This is a genomic window from Streptomyces kunmingensis, from assembly GCF_039533535.1.
GTDB lineage: Bacteria > Actinomycetota > Actinomycetes > Streptomycetales > Streptomycetaceae > Streptomyces > Streptomyces kunmingensis.
Window position 1 is genome coordinate 105563 of record NZ_BAAATS010000040.1, and the last position, 18025, is coordinate 123587.

An 18025-nucleotide genomic window follows, 5' to 3' on the forward strand; every position below is an offset into this window, starting at 1 on the left:
GGCACGGGCCGGGCTCGACTTTGAGGAGCATAGCTCATTGTTACCTATACTCACAATGCACAAAGTTCTGCTAATGTTCCCGCCATGAGTACCCCGGACGCAGACGGCTTCCTCGCCGAGCAGTTGCTGCGGCTCACCCGCCGCTTGCAGCGCATACAGAAGCGCCAGCTGGAGCCGGTCGGGATCACACCCGCGCAGTCCCGGCTGCTGCGCACGCTCGTGCACTACGAGACGCCGCCGCGGATGGCCGATCTGGCCGAGCGCCTGGAGGTCGTGCCGCGCGCCGTGACCAGCGTCGTGGACGGCCTCGAGGCCGGTCAGCTCGTGCGCCGCGTGCCCGATCCCGTCAACCGCCGTGTCATCCGGATCGAGCTGACCGGCAAGGGACGGACCGCCCTGTGGGAGCTGCGCAGCGCGCGCCGCGCGGCTGCGGAGGAGATCCTGTCCCCGTTGGACGCGCGGCAGCGCGCCCAGCTGACGATCCTGCTGAACGCGCTGTTCGAGGCCCCGAGAGACATGAGAACCGAGTGCCCGCGCGAACATGAGAACTGACCGAGCCACACGCTGAGGCGGCCGGCGAACCAACCGCGTCACCTGACGATACGAACCGGCCGGACAGACAGAGCCGTCGGACAGAACGAGGAGAGGCGAGAGGCCATGCCGCTGCTGGAGCCGAAGCCGGAAGCCCTGCGCCCTGGGTCCCGTCCGTCGGGCCCGGCGCCCGACCGGGTCACGGACGGGCAGGCGGGCGGCACACCGGAGCCGCTGCGTTCCGAGCTGACGCGGCTGCTCGGCGCGGACAAGGTCCTCACGAAGATCTCGGACCTCGTGCGATACGCCTCGGACGCGAGCCCCTACCGCTTCGTGCCCCGGGTCGTGGTGGTCGCCGAGGACATCGACGACGTGTCGGCCGTGCTGTCGTACGCACACGGCAAGGGCCGTGAGGTCGTCTTCCGCGCCGCGGGCACCTCGCTGAACGGGCAGGCGCAGGGCGAGGACATCCTGGTGGACGTCCGTAAGTTCTGGTCGGGCGTCGAGGTCATCGGCGACGGCTCGCGGGCGCGCATCGGCCCCGGCACCACCGTCGTACGGGCCAACGCGACGCTGGCCCGGCACGGCCGTGTGCTCGGTCCGGACCCGGCCAGCGCCATCGCCTGCACGCTCGGCGGCGTCGTGGCGAACAACGCGTCGGGTATGACAGCCGGCACCACCCGGAACTCGTACCGGACACTCGCCTCGCTCACCTTCGTCCTGCCGTCCGGGACCGTCGTGGACACCGCGGACCCGGCCGCCGACGAGGAGCTCGCGCACGCCGAACCCGAGCTGTGCGAGGGCCTGTTGGCGATCAAGCGGGAGATCGAGGCGGACGCGGAGCTGACGCGCCGGATCCGCGCCAAGTACGAGATCAAGAACACGAACGGGTACCGGCTCGACGCCTTTCTCGACGGCGGGACACCGGTCGAGATCCTGCGCGGCCTGATGGTCGGCTCGGAGGGCACCTTCGGGTTCATCTCCGAGGTCGTCTTCGACACGCTGCCGCTGGACCGGCGCGTGTCGACGGCGCTCCTCTTTTTCCCGTCGCTGCCCGCGGCCGCCGCGGCGGTACCCGTCTTCAACGAGGCGGGAGCGCTGGCCGTCGAGCTGATGGACGGCAACACGCTGCGGGCGTCGGTCAGCGTGCAGGGCGTACCGCAGGACTGGGCCGAGCTGCCGAAGGAGACCACGGCGCTCCTCGTGGAGTTCCGGGCACCCGACGAGGAGCGCCAGGCCGCCTACGAGGAGACGGCCGCGAAGGCGCTCGAAGGGCTCGACCTCGTCGCACCGGTCGCGTCGGTGACCAACGTCTTCACGCGCGACGCGAAGACGATCGGCGGTTACTGGAAGGCCCGTAAGGCGTTCGTGACGGCGGTGGGCGGCGCCCGCCCCTCGGGCACGACGCTGATCACCGAGGACTTCGCGGTGCCTCCGTCGCGGCTCGCGGAGGCCTGCGAGACCCTCCTGGAGCTGCAGACGCGGCACGGTTTCGACGCCGCCGTGGCCGGCCATGCCGCGCACGGCAACCTCCACTTCCTGCTGGCCTTCGACGCGGCGCTGCCCGCGGACGTGGACCGGTACGCGGCCTTCATGGACGAGTTCTGCCGCCTGACGGTGGAGCGGTTCGACGGCTCCCTGAAGGCCGAGCACGCCACCGGTCGCAACATCGCGCCCTTCCTGGAGCTCGAATGGGGTCCCAGAGCCACGGAGTTGATGTGGCGCACGAAGCAGATCATCGACCCGGACGGGGTCCTCGCGCCCCGCATCGTCCTCGACCGCGATCCGATGGCGCATCTGCGCGGCCTCAAGACGATCCCCAAGGTGGAGCTGATCGCCGACCCGTGCATCGAGTGCGGCTTCTGTGAGGACACCTGCCCCAGCGAGGACCTGACCACCACACCACGCCAACGCATCGTGCTGCGCCGCGAGATGATGCGTCAGTCGCCGGGTTCGCCGGTCGAGGACGCGCTGATCGACGCCTACGGGTACGACGCCGTGGACACCTGTGCCGGGGACTCCACCTGCAAGCTTGCCTGCCCCGTCGGCATCGACACCGGAGCCTTCATGAAGGGGTTCCGGCACGCGCGCCACTCGCCGCGCGAGGAGAAGGTGGCCGCGCTCACCGCGAAGAACTTCAAGGCCGTCGAAGCCTCCGCTCGGCTCGCCGTGGCGGCCGCCGACAAGATCGGCGACAGGCTGCTCACCGCCGTCACGAACACCGCCCGCAAGGCGATCAGGCCGGACCTGGTGCCCGAGTGGCTGCCGGAGATCCCGGGCGCGGCGGCGCGAAAGCTGCCCCGCACCGCGCGCGTGGGCGCCACCGCCGTGTACTACCCGGCCTGTGTGAACCGCATCTTCGGCACGCCGGGGGACGTTTCACTCCCGCAGGCCGTCGTCGCGGTCTCCGCGCGCGCGGACCGGCCGGTGTGGATCCCGTCGGACGTCGCGGGCACGTGCTGCGCCACGATCTGGCACTCCAAGGGCTACGACGAGGGCAACGTCGTCATGGCGAACCGGATCATCGAAGCGGCCTGGGGCTGGACCGCGGGCGGCCGCCTGCCGCTCGTCGTCGACGCGTCGTCCTGCACCCTCGGCATCGCACACGAGGTGGTGCCCTATCTGACCGACGACAACCGGCAGTTGCATGCGGAGCTGACCATCGTCGACTCCCTCGTGTGGGCGGCCGAGGAGCTGCTGCCGCGTCTGACGATCGAGCGCACGATCGGCTCGGCCGTGCTGCACCCCACCTGTTCCATGGAGCACCTCGGCGATGTCGCCCAGTTGAAGGCGGTCGCCGAGGCCTGCGCCGACGAGGTGGTGATCCCGGACGACGTCGGCTGCTGCGCCTTCGCGGGCGATCGCGGCATGCTGCACAAGGAGTTGACCGAGGCCGCCACCCACAAGGAGGCCGCGGAGGTCACGTCCCGCGCCTATGACGCGCATCTGTCGGCGAACCGGATGTGCGAGGTGGGCATGGACCATGCGACAGGCCGCTCGTACCACTCCGTACTGGTGGAGCTGGAGCGGGCGACGCGTCCCGCGTAGATCCGCAGCCGCACCTACGACGTACGTACGTACGTCGTAGGTGGCGAGCGGCGTAGGGGGCCGGGCGGCGTCGAGGGCGGGCGCGTCACCACGTCAGTCCAAAAGGTCGGCGAAGGAAGTCCAACTCCCTGACCCCTCCTGTCCCTTGCGTCCCCCGACTCGGTCCCTTCAAGGTGGCAAGCGTTTGCCCCGGCACCGCACCCGCCAGCCTTGGAGGTCCGATGCACGACGACAGCCTGCCCTTCTACGAAACCGATGAGACCGAGGAGACCGGATCCGACGGTCACTCGCGACGCGACGTCCTGCGCACCGCAGGCGTGGCGGGGGCCGGACTCGGCCTTGCCGCGTTCGGCTCGGGCACGGCCCGCGCCGCCGAACCGGACAGCGCGCCCGCGCACGCGACGGCCGCCACCCCGGCCCGGCAGGGCACATCGATGATCGGGGTGCCGTTCGAACGGCGCTCCACGGTACGTGTGGGGATCATCGGGCTCGGCAACCGCGGCGGCAGCATGATCGATCTGTTCCTGGCGATGCCGGGTGTCCAGGTCGTCGCACTGTGCGACCCGGTGAAGGACAAGACGGCGAAGGCCGCTGCCAAGGTGACGGCCGCGGGCCGGCCGGCCCCGGCGACGTACACCAAGGGCGATCACGACTTCGAGAACCTCTGCAAGCGCGGCGACCTCGACTTCGTGTACGCGGCGACGCCCTGGGACTGGCACTTCGAGATGGCGAAGACGGCGATGCTGAACGGCAAGCACGTCGGCGTCGAGTGTCCCATCGCGCTCCAGCTCGACCAGTTGTGGGAGCTGGTGAACCTCTCCGAGGGCACCCGCAGACACTGTATGCAGCTGGAGAACTGCTGCTACGGCCGCAACGAGATGCGGGTGCTGCGGATGGCGCACGCGGGCAAGTTCGGTCAACTCCTGCACGGTGCGGGTGCGTACAACCACGACCTGCGGGGCCTGATGTTCGACCCCGACTACTACGAGGGTCCCTGGCGCCGCCTGTGGCACACACGGCTGCGCGGCGATCTGTACCCGAACCACGGCTTCGGCCCGGTCGCCAACTACATGGACGTCAACCGCGGCGACCGCGTCACCCATATCTCCAGCTTCGGCACACCGTCCCTGGGCCTGGCCGAGTACCGCGCGGCCCATATGCCGAAGGGCGACCCGAGCTGGAAGGAGTCGTACATCGAGTCGGACCGCACGATCAGCCTGGTCCAGACGGCGAAGGGGCGGGTGATCCGCCTGGAGCACGATGTCAGCACCCCGCATCCGTACTCACGGATCAACCAACTCGGCGGCACCAAAGGCGTGTTCGAGGACTATCCGGAGCGCATCTACATCGAGCCCGACCACAAGGACGACACCTGGGGCGACTTCGCGAAATACGCCGACTGGGACCACTGGCTGTGGAAGGAGCACGCCAACCCGCCCGGCGGCCACGGCGGCATGGACTACATCATGATCTACCGGCTGATGCAGACGATGCGGCTGGGTCTCGTCCCCGATTTCGACGTGTACGACGCCGCGACCTGGACGTCTCCGGTGCCGCTGAGCCATCTGTCCATCAAGGCGAAGGGCGCGCCGCAGCAGATCCCCGACTTCACGCGGGGCGGCTGGCGGGAGCGGCGCGGCGGCGTGGACTCGGAGAAGCCCGCCGAGGAGTGACCCGGGTGGCGCGGGGCCTCGACCGTTTCCCGTGCCGCCAGCACGCTCCCGGCGCACCGGGGGCAGGCGGGAACATGGGCGAAGGTGCCGCGCCGACGGGGCAGGACGGGGCGACGCTCGCGGTCCCGGGGATCGGTGTGCAGAACAAGTAGCTGGTGGTACTGCTCGCCGGGGTACTGATCGTGTCGATCGGCTGGGTGGGACCGCGTGGGCGCCGTACTCAGGCCGTATGAGCTACGCCGACTGGGGCCCTCCGCCCGATTCCGCGAACGGGCCCGTCCTGCTCGCCCGGATGGCCGACGCCTCCGGCATCGAGCGGCATTTCACCGGGTCCGCACGATCGCCGTCACGCCTTCAGTTCGGCCTTGTCCCCCATCACGACGACCGGGTGCTGCTTGGGGTCGAGCGTCTTGAGCAGGTACTCCATGTTCGCCTTCGACTGGCTCACGCAGGCCGACGTCCCACTGCCGTGGTCCATGTGCAGCCAGATGCTGCCGCCCTTGGACTGGCCCTGGGGCCGGTTCGGGTCGTTGGGCGGGGTCCCCTTGACGCGGTTGTAGTCGATGGCGATGACGTAGTCGAAGTCGTGCCAGTGCGACTTGGCCCAGTAGTGCGGGGCCTGGATCGACGCGGTCTGCGTGTAGGGCAGCTTCGCGCCCGGGTCCGCGAGCACGCCACCGGCGTCGCTCAGCGTGAACACACCCACCGGGCTGCGCTTGTCGTTCTCCCTGTGCTCCGTCGTCCAGCCCTTCTTGCCGTTGTGCCCGGACCAGGCGCGCTCCTTCTTCCAGGTGTCGCCGGTCCTGGTGAAGAGGGCGATGGTCGAGTCCGCCGAGTTCTCGCCGTCGCCGTAGACGGCGACGACCTGCCGCGCGTTCGCGGGGATCTGCTTCTGGTAGCGGTCGCCGACGTCGGGAATGCGCTTGAGGTCGACGGCGCGGGCCTCGTCGCTGCGCGCGTCGTCCCCGGAGCTGCGCCCGCTCGACGTGCCCCCATCGGCCCCGCACGCCGCCAGCGTCGTCAGAAGGACTCCACACGCCGCCATCGCGACACCCGCTCGAACCGCTCCCGCATTACGCATGCGCTCCATGGTCGCACCACGCGACGCGAACTCCGACTGCGGGCCCGGAGACCGCCGTTGATCCGGGCCGAAACTTTGCTCAGCACCGGAAAACCGTTTGCCTCCGGTCACGGTGGGACGCGAACCTTTCACGGTTTGTTGCGCCGCCCCGATTCCTCACCCACCCGCTCCCCCACTCCTGCTCCGGTGCACTCCTTCTCCGGATCCCCTTTCGAGCTCTGGGACATCATGCAGATCTCCGACCTTCCGTATCCCGATCCGGGCGTGCCCGACGCGCGCTCCGGCCCCCGGTTCCTGCTCTGGCTCGGCCGTAATCAGCTCGGCGGCCAGCTCAAGTCCCTCGCCTGGGGTCTGCTCCACTTCACATCGGTCGCCAGCCTGCCGTACGGCGTCGGCTACGCCGTCCAGGCCGTCGTCGACGGCTCCGGCGCCCGGCTCGCCGCGGCGGGCGGGCTGATCGTGCTGCTCGGTCTCGCCATCGCGTGCGGCGACACGATGCTGCACCGCACGGCGGTCACGAACTGGATCACCGCCGCCGCCCGCGTGCAGCAGTTGCTGGCTCGCCGGACCGCCGCGCTCGGCGCCGCACTGACCCGGCGGGTCGCGGCGGGCGAGGTCGTCGCCGTGTCCACCGGGGACGTGGAGAAGATCGGCTGGTTCGTCGAAGCGCTCTCCCGCTTCGCCGCCGCCGCGCTCACCGTCGTCCTCGTCTGTATCGGCCTGGTCGTCTACCAACCCGCCCTCGGGGTCGTCGTCGCGATCGGCATGCCGGTGCTCGCCCTCGCGGTGCTGCCGCTGCTGCCCCGCGCCACCCGGCGCGCGGACCACCAGCGCGAGAAAGCGGGCCGGGCCACCGAACTCGCCTCGGACACCGTCGCCGGTCTGCGTGTGCTGCGCGGCATCGGCGGTGAGGAACTCTTCCTCGACCGCTACCGCCACGCCTCGCAGGAGGTCCGCAGGGCCGCCGTACGCAGCGCCCGCATGTGGTCGCTGATCTCCTCGGTCCAGGTTCTCCTTCCGGGGCTCCTGCTGATCGTCGTCGTCTGGTACGGCGTCCACCTCGCGCGCGAGGGCCGGATCACCGTCGGTGAGCTGGTGACCGTGTACAGCGCCGTGATGATGCTGAACTACCCGCTGCGGCACTTCGAGGAGATCGCCATGGCGTACTCCTTCTCCCGCCCCTCGGCGCAGCGTGCAGCCCGGGTCCTGGCCCTGGAGCGTGTCATCGAGCCGTCGGGCGGGCTGCGCGACGCAGTCGCTCCGTCCGGGGATCTGTACGACCCCGCGACCGGTCTGCTCGCCCCGGCCGGCCGACTCACCGCCGTGGTGTGCGGCGACCCGGACCTGGCAGGACGCCTCGCCGACCGGCTCGGGGGCCACGCGACCTCCGACGACGGTGACCGTGACGGCGAGTCCGTGAAGACGCCGTCCGCGCTGCTGGGCGGGGTGCCGCTGGACGAACTGCCACTGGACGTGGCGCGCACAGCGGTATTCGTCCAGGACAAGGACCCGGTGCTGCTGTCGGGCACACTGGGCGAGCTCCTCGACGTACCGTCCGGCGGATCCGTCCGGCCGGACGAGGCGCTGGCCGCGGCACAGTGCTCCGACGTACTCGACGCCCTCACCCAGGCGTCCCTGGACGACGACCCGCTGAACGCCCGCATCACCGAACGCGGCCGGTCCCTGTCCGGCGGCCAGCGCCAGCGCCTGGCCCTGGCGCGTTCCCTCGTCACCGACCCCGAGGCGCTGGTCCTCGACGAGCCGACGTCCGCCGTCGACTCGCACACGGAGGCCCGTATCGCCCAGGGCGTACGCGCGCTGCGGCGTGGTCGCACGACGGTGGTCCTGAGTTCGTCGCCGCTGCTGCTCGACCGCGCCGACCGCGTCGTGTTCGTGCACGACGGCGAGGTGGCGGCGGTCGGCGAGCACCGTGAGCTGGTGCGCACCGAACCCCGGTACCGCGCCGTGGTCACGCGTGAGACGGACGAGGAGGCAGCCGCCGTCAGCGCCGGTTCCGGGACGCGAACCCCGCCCGGCACCGCGCCAGGCACGAGGCCGGGAAGCACGTCCGGCTCCGCGCCGGGCACCAGGCCGGGCATCACGTCCGGCATCGAGATCGACATCGAGGAGACGGCATGATCGGCGTAGCGCCTCCGGCCTACGACCCGGCGGCCCCCACCACGGCGAACACCCTGCCGGTCGGCGCCCCGGCCACGGTCCGCGCCTACGTACGCGAGCTGTACCAGCGCCACCGGCGTGCCTTCCTGCTGCTCATCGGCGTGAACACGATCGCCGTGGTCGCCTCGATGGCCGGCCCGTACCTGCTGGGCGACGTCATCCAGAGCGTGGCGGACGGTACCGACGGCGCCTCCTCTCTGCAGGACCTCCATCTGGAACGCACCATCGGTCTCTTCGCGCTCGCCCTGGTGATCCAGGCGCTCTTCGTCCGGCAGGTGCGGCTGCGCGGGGCGATGCTCGGCGAGCGGATGCTGGCGGACCTGCGTGAGGACTTCCTGGTGCGCTCGGTCGGGCTGCCGCCCGGTGTCTTGGAGCGGGCGGGCACGGGAGACCTGCTGTCCCGGATCACCACCGACATCGACCGGCTCGCGAACGCCATGCGGGAAGCCGTGCCCCAGCTGTCCATCGGCGTCGTGTGGGTGGGGCTGCTCATCGGCGGCCTCGCCGTGACCGCGCCGCCCCTGGCCCCGGCGATCCTCGTCGCGGTACCGGTGCTGGTGCTCGGCTGCCGCTGGTACTTCAAGCGGGCGCCTTCGGCATACCGCTCGGAGGCTGCCGGCTACGCGGCCGTCGCGGCCGCGCTCGCGGAGACCGTGGACGCCGGGCGCACCATCGAGGCGCACCGGCTCGGCGACCGGCGTGTGGAGCTGTCCGAGCGCCGGGTCAAGGAGTGGACGGCCTGGGAGCGCTACACGCTCTATCTGCGGTCCGTCCTCTTCCCGGTGATCAACGCCGTGCACGTCATGGTCCTGCTGTCCGTCCTGCTGATCGGCGGTGTCTTCGTCCTGCAGGGCTGGATCGGAGTGGGCCAGCTGACGACGGCCGCGCTCATCGCGCAGATGCTGGTGGACCCGGTGGGCCTGATCCTGCGCTGGTACGACGAGCTGCAGGTCGCCCAGGTGTCCCTGGCCCGTCTCGTCGGCGTGCGCGACATCGAGCCGGAGGCGGGCGACGCCTCCGTGCGGCCCGACGGCCGTGACGTCCAGGCCGACCAGGTGCACTTCGGCTACCGCGAGGGCGTCGACGTGCTGCGCCAGGTGACCCTCGACGTCGCTCCTGGCACCCGGCTCGCTCTGGTCGGTCCGTCCGGCGCGGGCAAATCGACGCTCGGCCGGCTCCTCGCCGGGATCTACGCGCCCCGGCGAGGACAGATCACACTCGGCGGCGCGGAACTCTCCCGAATGCAGGCCGAGCGGGTCCGCTCGCACGTCGCCCTGGTCAACCAGGAGCATCACGTCTTCGTGGGCTCGCTGCGGGACAACCTCCGGCTTGCCAGGACCGGCGCCGAGGACACCGAGCTGTGGGCGGCCCTCGGCGCGGTCGACGCCGACGGATGGGCGCGTGGCCTGGCCGACGGCCTCGACACGGAGGTCGGCTCCGGCGGGGTGGCGCTCACTCCGGCGCAGGCGCAGCAGATCGCGCTGGCCCGTCTGGTCCTTGCGGACCCGCACACGCTGGTCCTGGACGAGGCGACGTCGCTGCTCGATCCGCGCGCGGCCCGCAATCTGGAGCGCTCGCTGGGCCGGGTCCTCGACGGCCGCACCGTCGTGGCCATCGCGCACCGGCTGCACACCGCTCACGACGCGGATGTCATCGCCGTGGTCGAGGACGGCCGGATCCGGGAGCTCGGCAGCCATGACGAGCTGGTCACGGCCGACGGCGCGTACGCGGCGCTGTGGCGGTCCTGGCACGGGTAGCCGCCCGCGGGGGCGGTGTGCGGCCGCGTTCAGATGAAGTTGAGCGCGGCCGCACACCCCACGCCGCCGAGCAGCATGAAGACGGGCATGAGCACCTTCAGCTCGATCCAGCTGCCGGCCCGGAACCGCATCGCCTTGGGCGGCCCGATCGGATACCAGCGCTTGCGGCCGATCGGGATGGGCCACAGGATCGGGCAGCCCGAGACGGTGAGCGCGTCCCCGATGTCGTGCACCAGCGCGCCGAGCACGATCGGCAGGCCCAGCCACAGGTACTCCTGGCCCGGCGCGTCGAACAGCCAGCCCGCTCCGTTGCCCGGCTCGTCCAGGATTCCGGCCAGGATCCAGGCGCTGGCGGCCGCGAGCAGCCACACCAGGATGTCGCTGCTGGAGCCCCGTGCGGCCCGCCACAGCAGGCCTTCGATGGCGAGCACCATGTGCACGAACAGGATCCCGAGGACGGTCCAGCGTCCTCCGGTTATCGCCGCGACGGACGTGCCCGCTCCGATCAGGACCGCCCACAGCCACGTATGGGTGAGTGTGCGGTGGCCGCCGGAACGGCGCGGGTCGCCCTTCATGCGGGTGGCCTTGTAGACGGCGTACGACAGCTTGTCGACGATGCCGCAGACCGCTCGGGAGATCGGCCCGAAGGCGCGCGAGATGGTCGCCGACTTGTGGTCGAGGTCGGGGGCGAGTGCCGCGCCCGCGCAGATCAGCGCTCCCACGAGGACCACCGGCCACGGCATCGGATGTCCGGCGGCGGCCGCCGCCGCGCCCACCCCCAGCCAGGCCGCCGCTCCTGACAACGAGTGTGCCGGTCCCATCATGGTGGTGTTCCGCCTCATTCTTCTTGTGTCGACGCTCAGTTGTCCCCGTCGGGCCGTGCGCGTCCTGACGCCCCGTCGGCGACTCAGCGTAGCGTTCGTGATCTTCGTACGGGCATCCGATTCCCTGATCGGGACACAAGCCAGGCAAGATGGTGACGTGACCCTTATCGATCAGCTCCCGCAGACCGCCGACCCGGATGCCCTCTACGACGCCTTCGAGTCGTGGGCCGTGGAGCGTGGGCTCACCCTCTATCCGCACCAGGAGGAGGCGCTGATCGAGGCGGTGTCGGGGGCGAACGTGATCGTTTCGACGCCCACCGGGTCCGGCAAGAGCATGATCGCGGCCGGCGCGCATTTCGCCGCCCTCGCCCGCGACGAGGTCACTTTCTACACGGCCCCCATCAAGGCACTGGTCTCCGAGAAGTTCTTCGAGCTGTGCAAGCTGTTCGGCACGGAGAACGTCGGCATGCTGACCGGCGACGCGTCCGTGAACGCGGACGCGCCCGTCATCTGCTGCACCGCCGAGGTCCTGGCGTCGATCGCGCTGCGGGACGGCGCGCGGGCCGACATCGGCCAGGTCGTCATGGACGAGTTCCACTTCTACGCGGAGGCGGACCGCGGCTGGGCCTGGCAGATTCCGCTGCTCGAACTGCCGCAGGCCCAGTTCATCCTGATGTCGGCGACGCTCGGCGACGTCGCGATGTTCGAGAAGGACCTGACGCGCCGCACCGGCCGTCCGACCTCGGTGGTGCGCTCGGCGACCCGCCCGGTCCCCCTCTCCTACGAGTACCGGCTCTCCCCGCTCACCGAGACCCTGACCGAGCTGCTCGAGACCAGGCAGGCGCCGGTCTACATCGTGCACTTCACGCAGGCGCAGGCGGTCGAGCGGGCGCAGGCGCTGATGAGTATCAACATGTGCACGCGCGAGGAGAAGGACAAGATCGCCGAGCTGATCGGCAACTTCCGCTTCACCACCAAGTTCGGCCGCAATCTGTCCCGTTACGTACGGCACGGCATCGGCGTCCACCACGCCGGCATGCTGCCGAAGTACCGGCGCCTCGTCGAAAAGCTGGCCCAGGCGGGCCTGTTGAAGGTGATCTGCGGCACCGACACCCTCGGCGTGGGCGTCAACGTGCCCATTCGCACGGTGCTGTTCACCGCTCTCACCAAGTACGACGGCACCCGCGTCCGCACGCTGCGCGCCCGCGAGTTCCATCAGATCGCGGGTCGCGCCGGACGTGCCGGCTTCGACACGGCCGGCTTTGTCGTGGCGCAGGCGCCTGAGCACGTCGTCGAGAACGAGAAGGCGCTCGCGAAGGCCGGTGACGACCCGAAGAAGCGCCGCAAGGTGGTCCGCAAGAAGGCTCCGGAGGGCTTCGTCGGCTGGACCGAGAGCACCTTCGAGAAGCTGATCTCCTCCGACCCGGAGCCGCTGACCTCCCGTTTCCGTGTCACCCACACGATGCTTCTGTCGGTCATCGCCCGCCCCGGCAACGCCTTCGAGGCGATGCGCAAGCTGCTCGAGGACAATCACGAGCCGCGCAAGGCACAGCTCCGGCACATCCGCCGCGCCATCGCGATCTACCGCTCCCTGCTGGACGGCGGCATCGTCGAGAGGCTGGACCAGCCGGACCCGACGGGCCGCATCGTGCGGCTCACCGTCGACCTCCAGCAGGACTTCGCGCTGAACCAGCCGCTGTCGACGTTCGCCCTCGCCTCCTTCGACCTGCTCGACCAGGAGTCGCCGTCGTACGCGCTCGACATGGTGTCGGTCGTGGAGTCCACGCTCGACGACCCGCGGCAGATCCTGCACGCCCAGCAGAACAAGGCGCGCGGTGAGGCCGTCGCCCTCATGAAGGCGGACGGGGTCGAGTACGAGGAGCGCATGGAGCGTCTCCAGGACATCTCGTACCCGAAGCCGCTGGAGGAGCTGCTCTTCCACGCCTACAACACGTACCGCACGAGCCACCCGTGGGTCGGCGACCACCCGCTGTCGCCGAAGTCCGTCATCCGCGACATGTACGAGCGGGCGATGACGTTCACGGAGTTCGTCTCGTTCTACGAGCTCGCGCGCACCGAGGGCATCGTCCTGCGGTACCTGGCGAGCGCGTACAAGACGCTCGATCACACCGTGCCCGACGACCTCAAGTCGGAGGATCTGGAGGATCTGATCGCCTGGCTCGGCGAGATGGTGCGCCAGGTCGACTCCAGCCTGCTGGACGAGTGGGAGCAGCTCGCCAACCCCGAAGTGATGACGGCCGAGGAGGCCCAGGAGAGGGCCGACCAGGTCAAACCGGTCACAGCCAACTCCCGGGCGTTCCGCGTCCTCGTCCGCAACGCCATGTTCCGCCGCGTCGAACTCGCCGCGCTCGACGATGTCGAGGAGCTGGGCTCGATGGACGCCGATTCGGGCTGGGACGCGGACGCCTGGGGCGACGCCATGGACAAGTACTGGGACGAGTACGAGGACCTCGGCACGGGTCCCGATGCCCGCGGCCCCAAGCTGCTCATGATCGAGGAGGATCCCGAGCACGGCTTGTGGAAGGTCCGCCAGACGTTCGCCGACCCCAACGGCGACCACGACTGGGGCATCAGCGCCGAAGTCGACCTCGCGGCCTCCGATGCCGAAGGCCGCGCCGTCGTCCGGGTCACGGACGTCGGTCAGTTGTAGATCCCGGGCAGGGCGGACGGTCGTGTCCGCCCGCGTCCACGCGCCGGAGCACTCCGGCCGCGCACACGAGAGAGAACCACGCATGACGAATCCTGCGGAGCGACTCGTCGACCTGCTCGACCTGGAGCAGATCGAGGTCAACATCTTCCGCGGACGCAGCCCGCAGGAGTCCCTGCAGCGGGTCTTCGGCGGACAGGTCGCCGGCCAGGCACTGGTCGCGGCCGGCCGTACCACGGAGGGCGACCGGCCCGTGCACTCGCTGCACGCGTACTTCCTGCGTCCGGGCCGCCCGGGCGTACCCATCGTGTACCAGGTCGAACGGGTCCGTGACGGCCGCTCGTTCACCACCCGCCGGGTCACCGGCGTGCAGCAGGGTCGCACGATCTTCAATCTCACCGCCTCCTTTCACAAGCCCGAGGAAGGGGCCTTCGAGCATCAGTTGCCGCCGGCCCGTGAGGTGCCGGACCCGGAGTCGCTGCCGACCATCGCCGACGAGATCAGGGGCCATCTCGGCGCCCTGCCCGAGGCGTTGGAGCGCATGGCGCGCCGTCAGCCCTTCGACATCCGGTATGTCGACGGACTGCGCTGGACCCCCGAGGAGGTCGAGTCCGCGGAGCCGCGCAGCGCCGTGTGGATGCGCGCGGTGGGCCCGCTGGGCGACGACCCGCTCGTGCACACCTGCGCGCTCACCTACGCGAGCGATATGACCTTGCTGGACGCGGTGCGTCTGCCGGTCGAACCGCTGTGGGGTCCGCGCGGCTTCGACATGGCCTCGCTCGACCACGCCATGTGGTTCCACCGTCCTTTCCGCGCCGATGAGTGGTTCCTCTACGACCAGGAGTCGCCGATCGCGACCGGCGGCCGGGGCCTGGCCCGCGGTCGCATCTACGACGTCGAGGGACGCCTGCTGGTGTCCGTGGTGCAGGAGGGTCTGTTCCGCAAGCTCCAGGGGTGACGGACCCGGCGGTCGACCTCACCTGAGCGCAGTTGAAGGCGTCGCACGGTCCTGCCGCCGGCCCTGCCTCCCGCGCCTCACCCTCGTCTGCCGAGCAGGCGCCTCCACAGTCCTCGTGCCGGCTCGGCGACCGGGGGCTGTGGGCCGGGCGCGTGCTCGCCGACCGACTCGGACTCGGACAGCGGTACCGGTCCGGCTGCCGCTTCCTTTGGCGCGGGCCTGGGGGCGGGTCGCAGGACCCGCGCTTCCGCCAGGCTCAGCAGCAGGTTCGCCCGCAGCCAGCTGACCTCGTCGGGATCGTCGGCGACAAGGATGCGCTCGACGACGCGCGCCGTCGGGGACTCGGGCACCCCGTACCAGGACTCCTCGGGCCGCAGACGCCGCAAGTAGGCGCGCTCGTAGGGGTTCTCGACGAGGTCGGCGAGCTGCGTCGGGTCCAGGAGGGTCGCCATCGCGGCGGCCCGGTCCCAGGGGTCGCTGCTCTGTCCCAGCAGATACCCCGCGTGTCGGGACCGCCACCTTCGCGGCCGCAGATCCTCACCGGCCGAGAGCCGGGCGCGCATCTTGTCCGGCGCACGGCCGGTCAGCAGCGGTGCGTGGAGCTCGGAGTCCGCGAACTCACGCAGCTCCTGGGCGAGGTAGAGCCACACCACGGTGCGGTAGCGGTTGAGGTAGAACTTCGCCGGGATGAGCAGGCCGGCTCGGGCGAGCCGGGTGAAACGGGTCGGCGGGATGTCCATGAGGAGGGCGCCCTCCGCCGTTCCCACCACCCTGACCTGCTCGCGCAGCGCCTCCGGGAAGCCTTCTGCCTCGCGGATCCGCTCGATCTCCTCGCGAGGGACGCGGCGCCGTCCCCCGTCGGACGCCGCGACCGTCCGGATGCGCCCAAGACGTACGGCGAGGTCGAACTCGCCGCGTTTCAGGCCCAGTTCGCGGGCTGCACTGCCCTGGGGCCTGGTCATGATAGAGCCTTGCACGATGGTTCTCCCCCGTCGGTCGATGACCCGCGGTCACGCTCCGTGACCGCTCGGGAAAACCGTAGCCCGCATCGGCGAACTCCGTCCGAGCCTGTGGATAACTCTGCCGAGCCCCGCCGATTACCCTCGTTACCGCAGGTCGGGATCGTCGAGAGGGGATCGGTCGGGCTGCCGGGCGTCGACGGCCAAGTGCTCCCCGACCCGGTTCACCAGCAGCGTCATTTCGTACGCGACCTGACCGATGTCGGCCGCGGCGGAGCTGAGCACGCACAGGCAGCTCCCGTCGCCCGCCGCGGTGACGAAGAGCACCGCGTCGTCGAACTCGATCATCGTCTGACGCACGCCCCCGGCACCGAAGTGCCGGCCCGATCCCTTGGCGAGGCTGTGCAGTCCTGAGGAGACCGCGGCCAGATGCTCGGCGTCCTCGCGGCGCAGACCCGCGCTGGCTCCGGTCACGAGGCCGTCGTTGGACAGGACCAGGGCGTGCTGCACGTGTTCGACGCGCTGCGTCAGATCGTCCAGCAGCCAACCGAGTCCTATGTTCTGCCCCATGTCCTGTCTCCCCGCTTCCTCTGGCTCCCCATGCCCCGGAGGGGACCTCTCCCCTGCCCGGAGGATCTCTTTCGCCAGCCTTCCCCACGGTCGGCGTCCGGGCAAGCAGGATGGCCTCATGGCACACAAGATGACCGATGAGGAATGGCAGGCCTTCGTCTCCGAGGGCACCCGCACCGCCAAGCTGTCCACTGTGCGCGCCGACGGCAGTCCGCACATCGCACCCGTCTGGTTCGTCCTGGACGGCGGCGACATCGTCTTCAACACCGGCAAGGACACTGTCAAGGGCCGCAACCTGGCGCGGGACGGGCGGGTCGCCCTGTGCGTCGACGACGAGCGGCCGCCGTTCTCGTTCGTGACGATCCAGGGCCGTGTGGAACTGAGCGAGGACCCGGCCGCGCTGCTGGACTCCGCCACCCGGATCGGCGGCCGGTACATGGGCGAGGACCGCGCCGAGGAGTTCGGCCGGCGCAACGCCGTGCCGGGCGAACTCGTCGTCCGCGTACGGGTCGAGAAGGTTGTGGCGATGGGCGACGTAGCCGACTGATCCGGCTACGTGTCGACCGACGGAGCCCAGCAGCCGGGCGGCCCCGTCGGCCAACGTGATCGCGCAACCGGGCGGCCCCGTCGGTCAACACGAACGCGCAACCTGCCGCTCGCGTCGGCCGACGCGAGCGTGCGGCGGGCGGCGCGTCAGCGAACAGAGTCGAGCAGCCGGGCGGTGTACATCCGCCCGGCGTACTCGACCAGCCTGATCAGCACCTCCTTGCCGGAGTCCCGGTCGCGCGCGTCGCACAGCACCACCGGTGTCCCGCGTTCGAGATCGAGGGCGCCTGCCACGTCGTGCGCCCCGTATGCGCGGGCGTCCGCGAAGCAGTTGACCGCCACGACGAACGGGATGCACCGGTGCTCGAAGTAGTCCACTGCGGGAAAGCAGTCCTCGAGCCGTCGGGTGTCCGCGAGGACGACGGCGCCGAGCGCGCCCGTTGCCAGTTCGTCCCACAGGAACCAGAACCGGTCCTGGCCCGGTGTGCCGAACAGGTAGAGCGACAGGCCGGACCTGATGGTGATGCGGCCGAAGTCCATGGCGACGGTCGTGGTGGTCTTGCGGTCCACGGCTGCCGTGTCGTCCACGGACTGGCCGACCTCGCTGAGTTGTTCCTCGGTCCGCAGCGGGCGGATCTCGCTGACCGCGCCGACCAGGGTGGTCTTGCCCACCCCGAATCCGCCCGCGACCAGAATCTTCAGGGCCAGGTCGTCGGAGGCCGTGGTGTCAGAGTGCTCGGAGTCCATCGATGACTTCTCTCAGGATCTTCTCGTCCGGTAGCTGGGCGGGTGGCACCGGTCTGCCGACCTTGACGCAGGCCAGTTCCAGCAGGTCGCCGAGGAGCACCCGGACCACGCCCACGGGCAGGTCGGTGCCGGCGGCGACCTCGGCGACCGACTGCGTCTCGGTTCGGCACAGCTCGATGATCGAACGGTGCTCGGGCCCGAGGGCGGTGTCGTCGTGGGCGGCGGGCGCGGCGCAGTCGAGCGAGACGAGGGCGATCAGGTCGAAGTGCGCCGCCTGAGGACCGGCCGTGGTCCGTCCGCCCGTCATCGCGTAGGGGCGGACCAGCGGTCCGGCCTCCTGGTCGAACCATTGGCTGCCCGGCTCACGGAGACTGCCACGTCTCTCGTGACCCGGCAGGCGGTCATGGCCCGGTAGGCGGTCGTGGCCCGACAGCCAGTCGTCGCTCTGTAGCCGGTCTCGACCCTGTGGGCGGTCGTGACCCTGT

14 protein-coding genes are annotated in these 18025 nt (G+C 70.4%); 8 read left to right on the forward strand and 6 right to left on the reverse strand.

Annotated elements, in window-relative coordinates:
* Positions 1-84 precede the first annotated feature (84 nt).
* From ABD366_RS37555 to ABD366_RS37565, 3 genes are all read left to right on the forward strand, one after another.
* Entirely contained in the window at positions 85-552 is a 468-nt protein-coding gene (locus tag ABD366_RS37555) for a MarR family winged helix-turn-helix transcriptional regulator (protein ID WP_324768633.1), read from the forward strand.
* Between the two features lie 105 nt (positions 553-657).
* The gene (locus tag ABD366_RS37560; RefSeq protein ID WP_324768631.1) at positions 658-3579 is read left to right on the forward strand and encodes an FAD-binding and (Fe-S)-binding domain-containing protein; all 2922 of its coding nucleotides are present in this window, start codon (positions 658-660) and stop codon (positions 3577-3579) included.
* 221 nt (positions 3580-3800) lie between these two features.
* The gene (locus tag ABD366_RS37565; protein WP_324768630.1) at positions 3801-5252 is read left to right on the forward strand and encodes a Gfo/Idh/MocA family oxidoreductase; all 1452 of its coding nucleotides are present in this window, start codon (positions 3801-3803) and stop codon (positions 5250-5252) included.
* Between the two features lie 346 nt (positions 5253-5598).
* Here ABD366_RS37565 and ABD366_RS37570 read toward each other — a convergent pair whose 3' ends face one another.
* Complete coding sequence (locus tag ABD366_RS37570; RefSeq protein ID WP_324768628.1) at positions 5599-6333, reverse strand: L,D-transpeptidase family protein; 735 nt, start codon at positions 6331-6333, stop codon at positions 5599-5601.
* A gap of 228 nt (positions 6334-6561) precedes the next feature.
* Between ABD366_RS37570 and ABD366_RS37575 the strand changes: the two genes are divergently transcribed.
* Both ABD366_RS37575 and ABD366_RS37580 read left to right on the forward strand, forming a co-directional pair.
* On the forward strand, positions 6562-8472 hold the full coding sequence (locus ABD366_RS37575) for an ABC transporter ATP-binding protein (protein WP_324768627.1): 1911 nt from the start codon (positions 6562-6564) through the stop codon (positions 8470-8472).
* On the forward strand, positions 8469-10268 hold the full coding sequence (locus tag ABD366_RS37580) for an ABC transporter ATP-binding protein (protein WP_324768626.1): 1800 nt from the start codon (positions 8469-8471) through the stop codon (positions 10266-10268). Before ABD366_RS37575 ends, ABD366_RS37580 begins: the two co-directional genes overlap by 4 nt.
* A 29-nt stretch (positions 10269-10297) precedes the next feature.
* On the opposite strand, the gene ABD366_RS37585 is transcribed toward ABD366_RS37580, so the two are convergent.
* A complete protein-coding gene (locus tag ABD366_RS37585; protein ID WP_324768625.1) occupies positions 10298-11092 on the reverse strand; it encodes a metal-dependent hydrolase in 795 nt (264 codons plus the stop codon).
* A gap of 157 nt (positions 11093-11249) precedes the next feature.
* On the opposite strand from ABD366_RS37585, the gene ABD366_RS37590 reads away from it, so the two are divergent.
* Both ABD366_RS37590 and ABD366_RS37595 read left to right on the forward strand, forming a co-directional pair.
* The gene (locus ABD366_RS37590) at positions 11250-13763 is read left to right on the forward strand and encodes a DEAD/DEAH box helicase (protein ID WP_324768624.1); all 2514 of its coding nucleotides are present in this window, start codon (positions 11250-11252) and stop codon (positions 13761-13763) included.
* A gap of 82 nt (positions 13764-13845) precedes the next feature.
* Positions 13846-14718, forward strand: coding sequence for an acyl-CoA thioesterase (locus tag ABD366_RS37595; RefSeq protein ID WP_324768623.1), 873 nt, complete (start codon positions 13846-13848; stop codon positions 14716-14718).
* A 77-nt stretch (positions 14719-14795) separates the two neighbouring features.
* On the opposite strand, the gene ABD366_RS37600 is transcribed toward ABD366_RS37595, so the two are convergent.
* Together ABD366_RS37600 and ABD366_RS37605 are read right to left on the reverse strand one after the other, a co-directional pair.
* On the reverse strand, positions 14796-15680 hold the full coding sequence (locus tag ABD366_RS37600; RefSeq protein ID WP_324768622.1) for a DUF6397 family protein: 885 nt from the start codon (positions 15678-15680) through the stop codon (positions 14796-14798).
* 144 nt (positions 15681-15824) lie between these two features.
* Positions 15825-16247 (reverse strand): roadblock/LC7 domain-containing protein, encoded by a 423-nt coding sequence (locus ABD366_RS37605; RefSeq protein ID WP_324768620.1) that lies wholly within the window; start codon positions 16245-16247, stop codon positions 15825-15827.
* A 118-nt stretch (positions 16248-16365) separates the two neighbouring features.
* On the opposite strand from ABD366_RS37605, the gene ABD366_RS37610 reads away from it, so the two are divergent.
* Positions 16366-16794, forward strand: coding sequence for a PPOX class F420-dependent oxidoreductase (locus ABD366_RS37610; protein WP_324768618.1), 429 nt, complete (start codon positions 16366-16368; stop codon positions 16792-16794).
* Positions 16795-16940: 146 nt separating this feature from the next.
* On the opposite strand, the gene ABD366_RS37615 is transcribed toward ABD366_RS37610, so the two are convergent.
* Together ABD366_RS37615 and ABD366_RS37620 are read right to left on the reverse strand one after the other, a co-directional pair.
* A complete protein-coding gene (locus ABD366_RS37615; RefSeq protein WP_324768616.1) occupies positions 16941-17540 on the reverse strand; it encodes a GTP-binding protein in 600 nt (199 codons plus the stop codon).
* Positions 17521-17937: a DUF742 domain-containing protein gene (locus ABD366_RS37620; protein WP_324768681.1), complete on the reverse strand. Its 417-nt coding sequence runs from the start codon at positions 17935-17937 to the stop codon at positions 17521-17523. Before ABD366_RS37620 ends, ABD366_RS37615 begins: the two co-directional genes overlap by 20 nt.
* Positions 17938-18025: the final 88 nt, after the last annotated feature.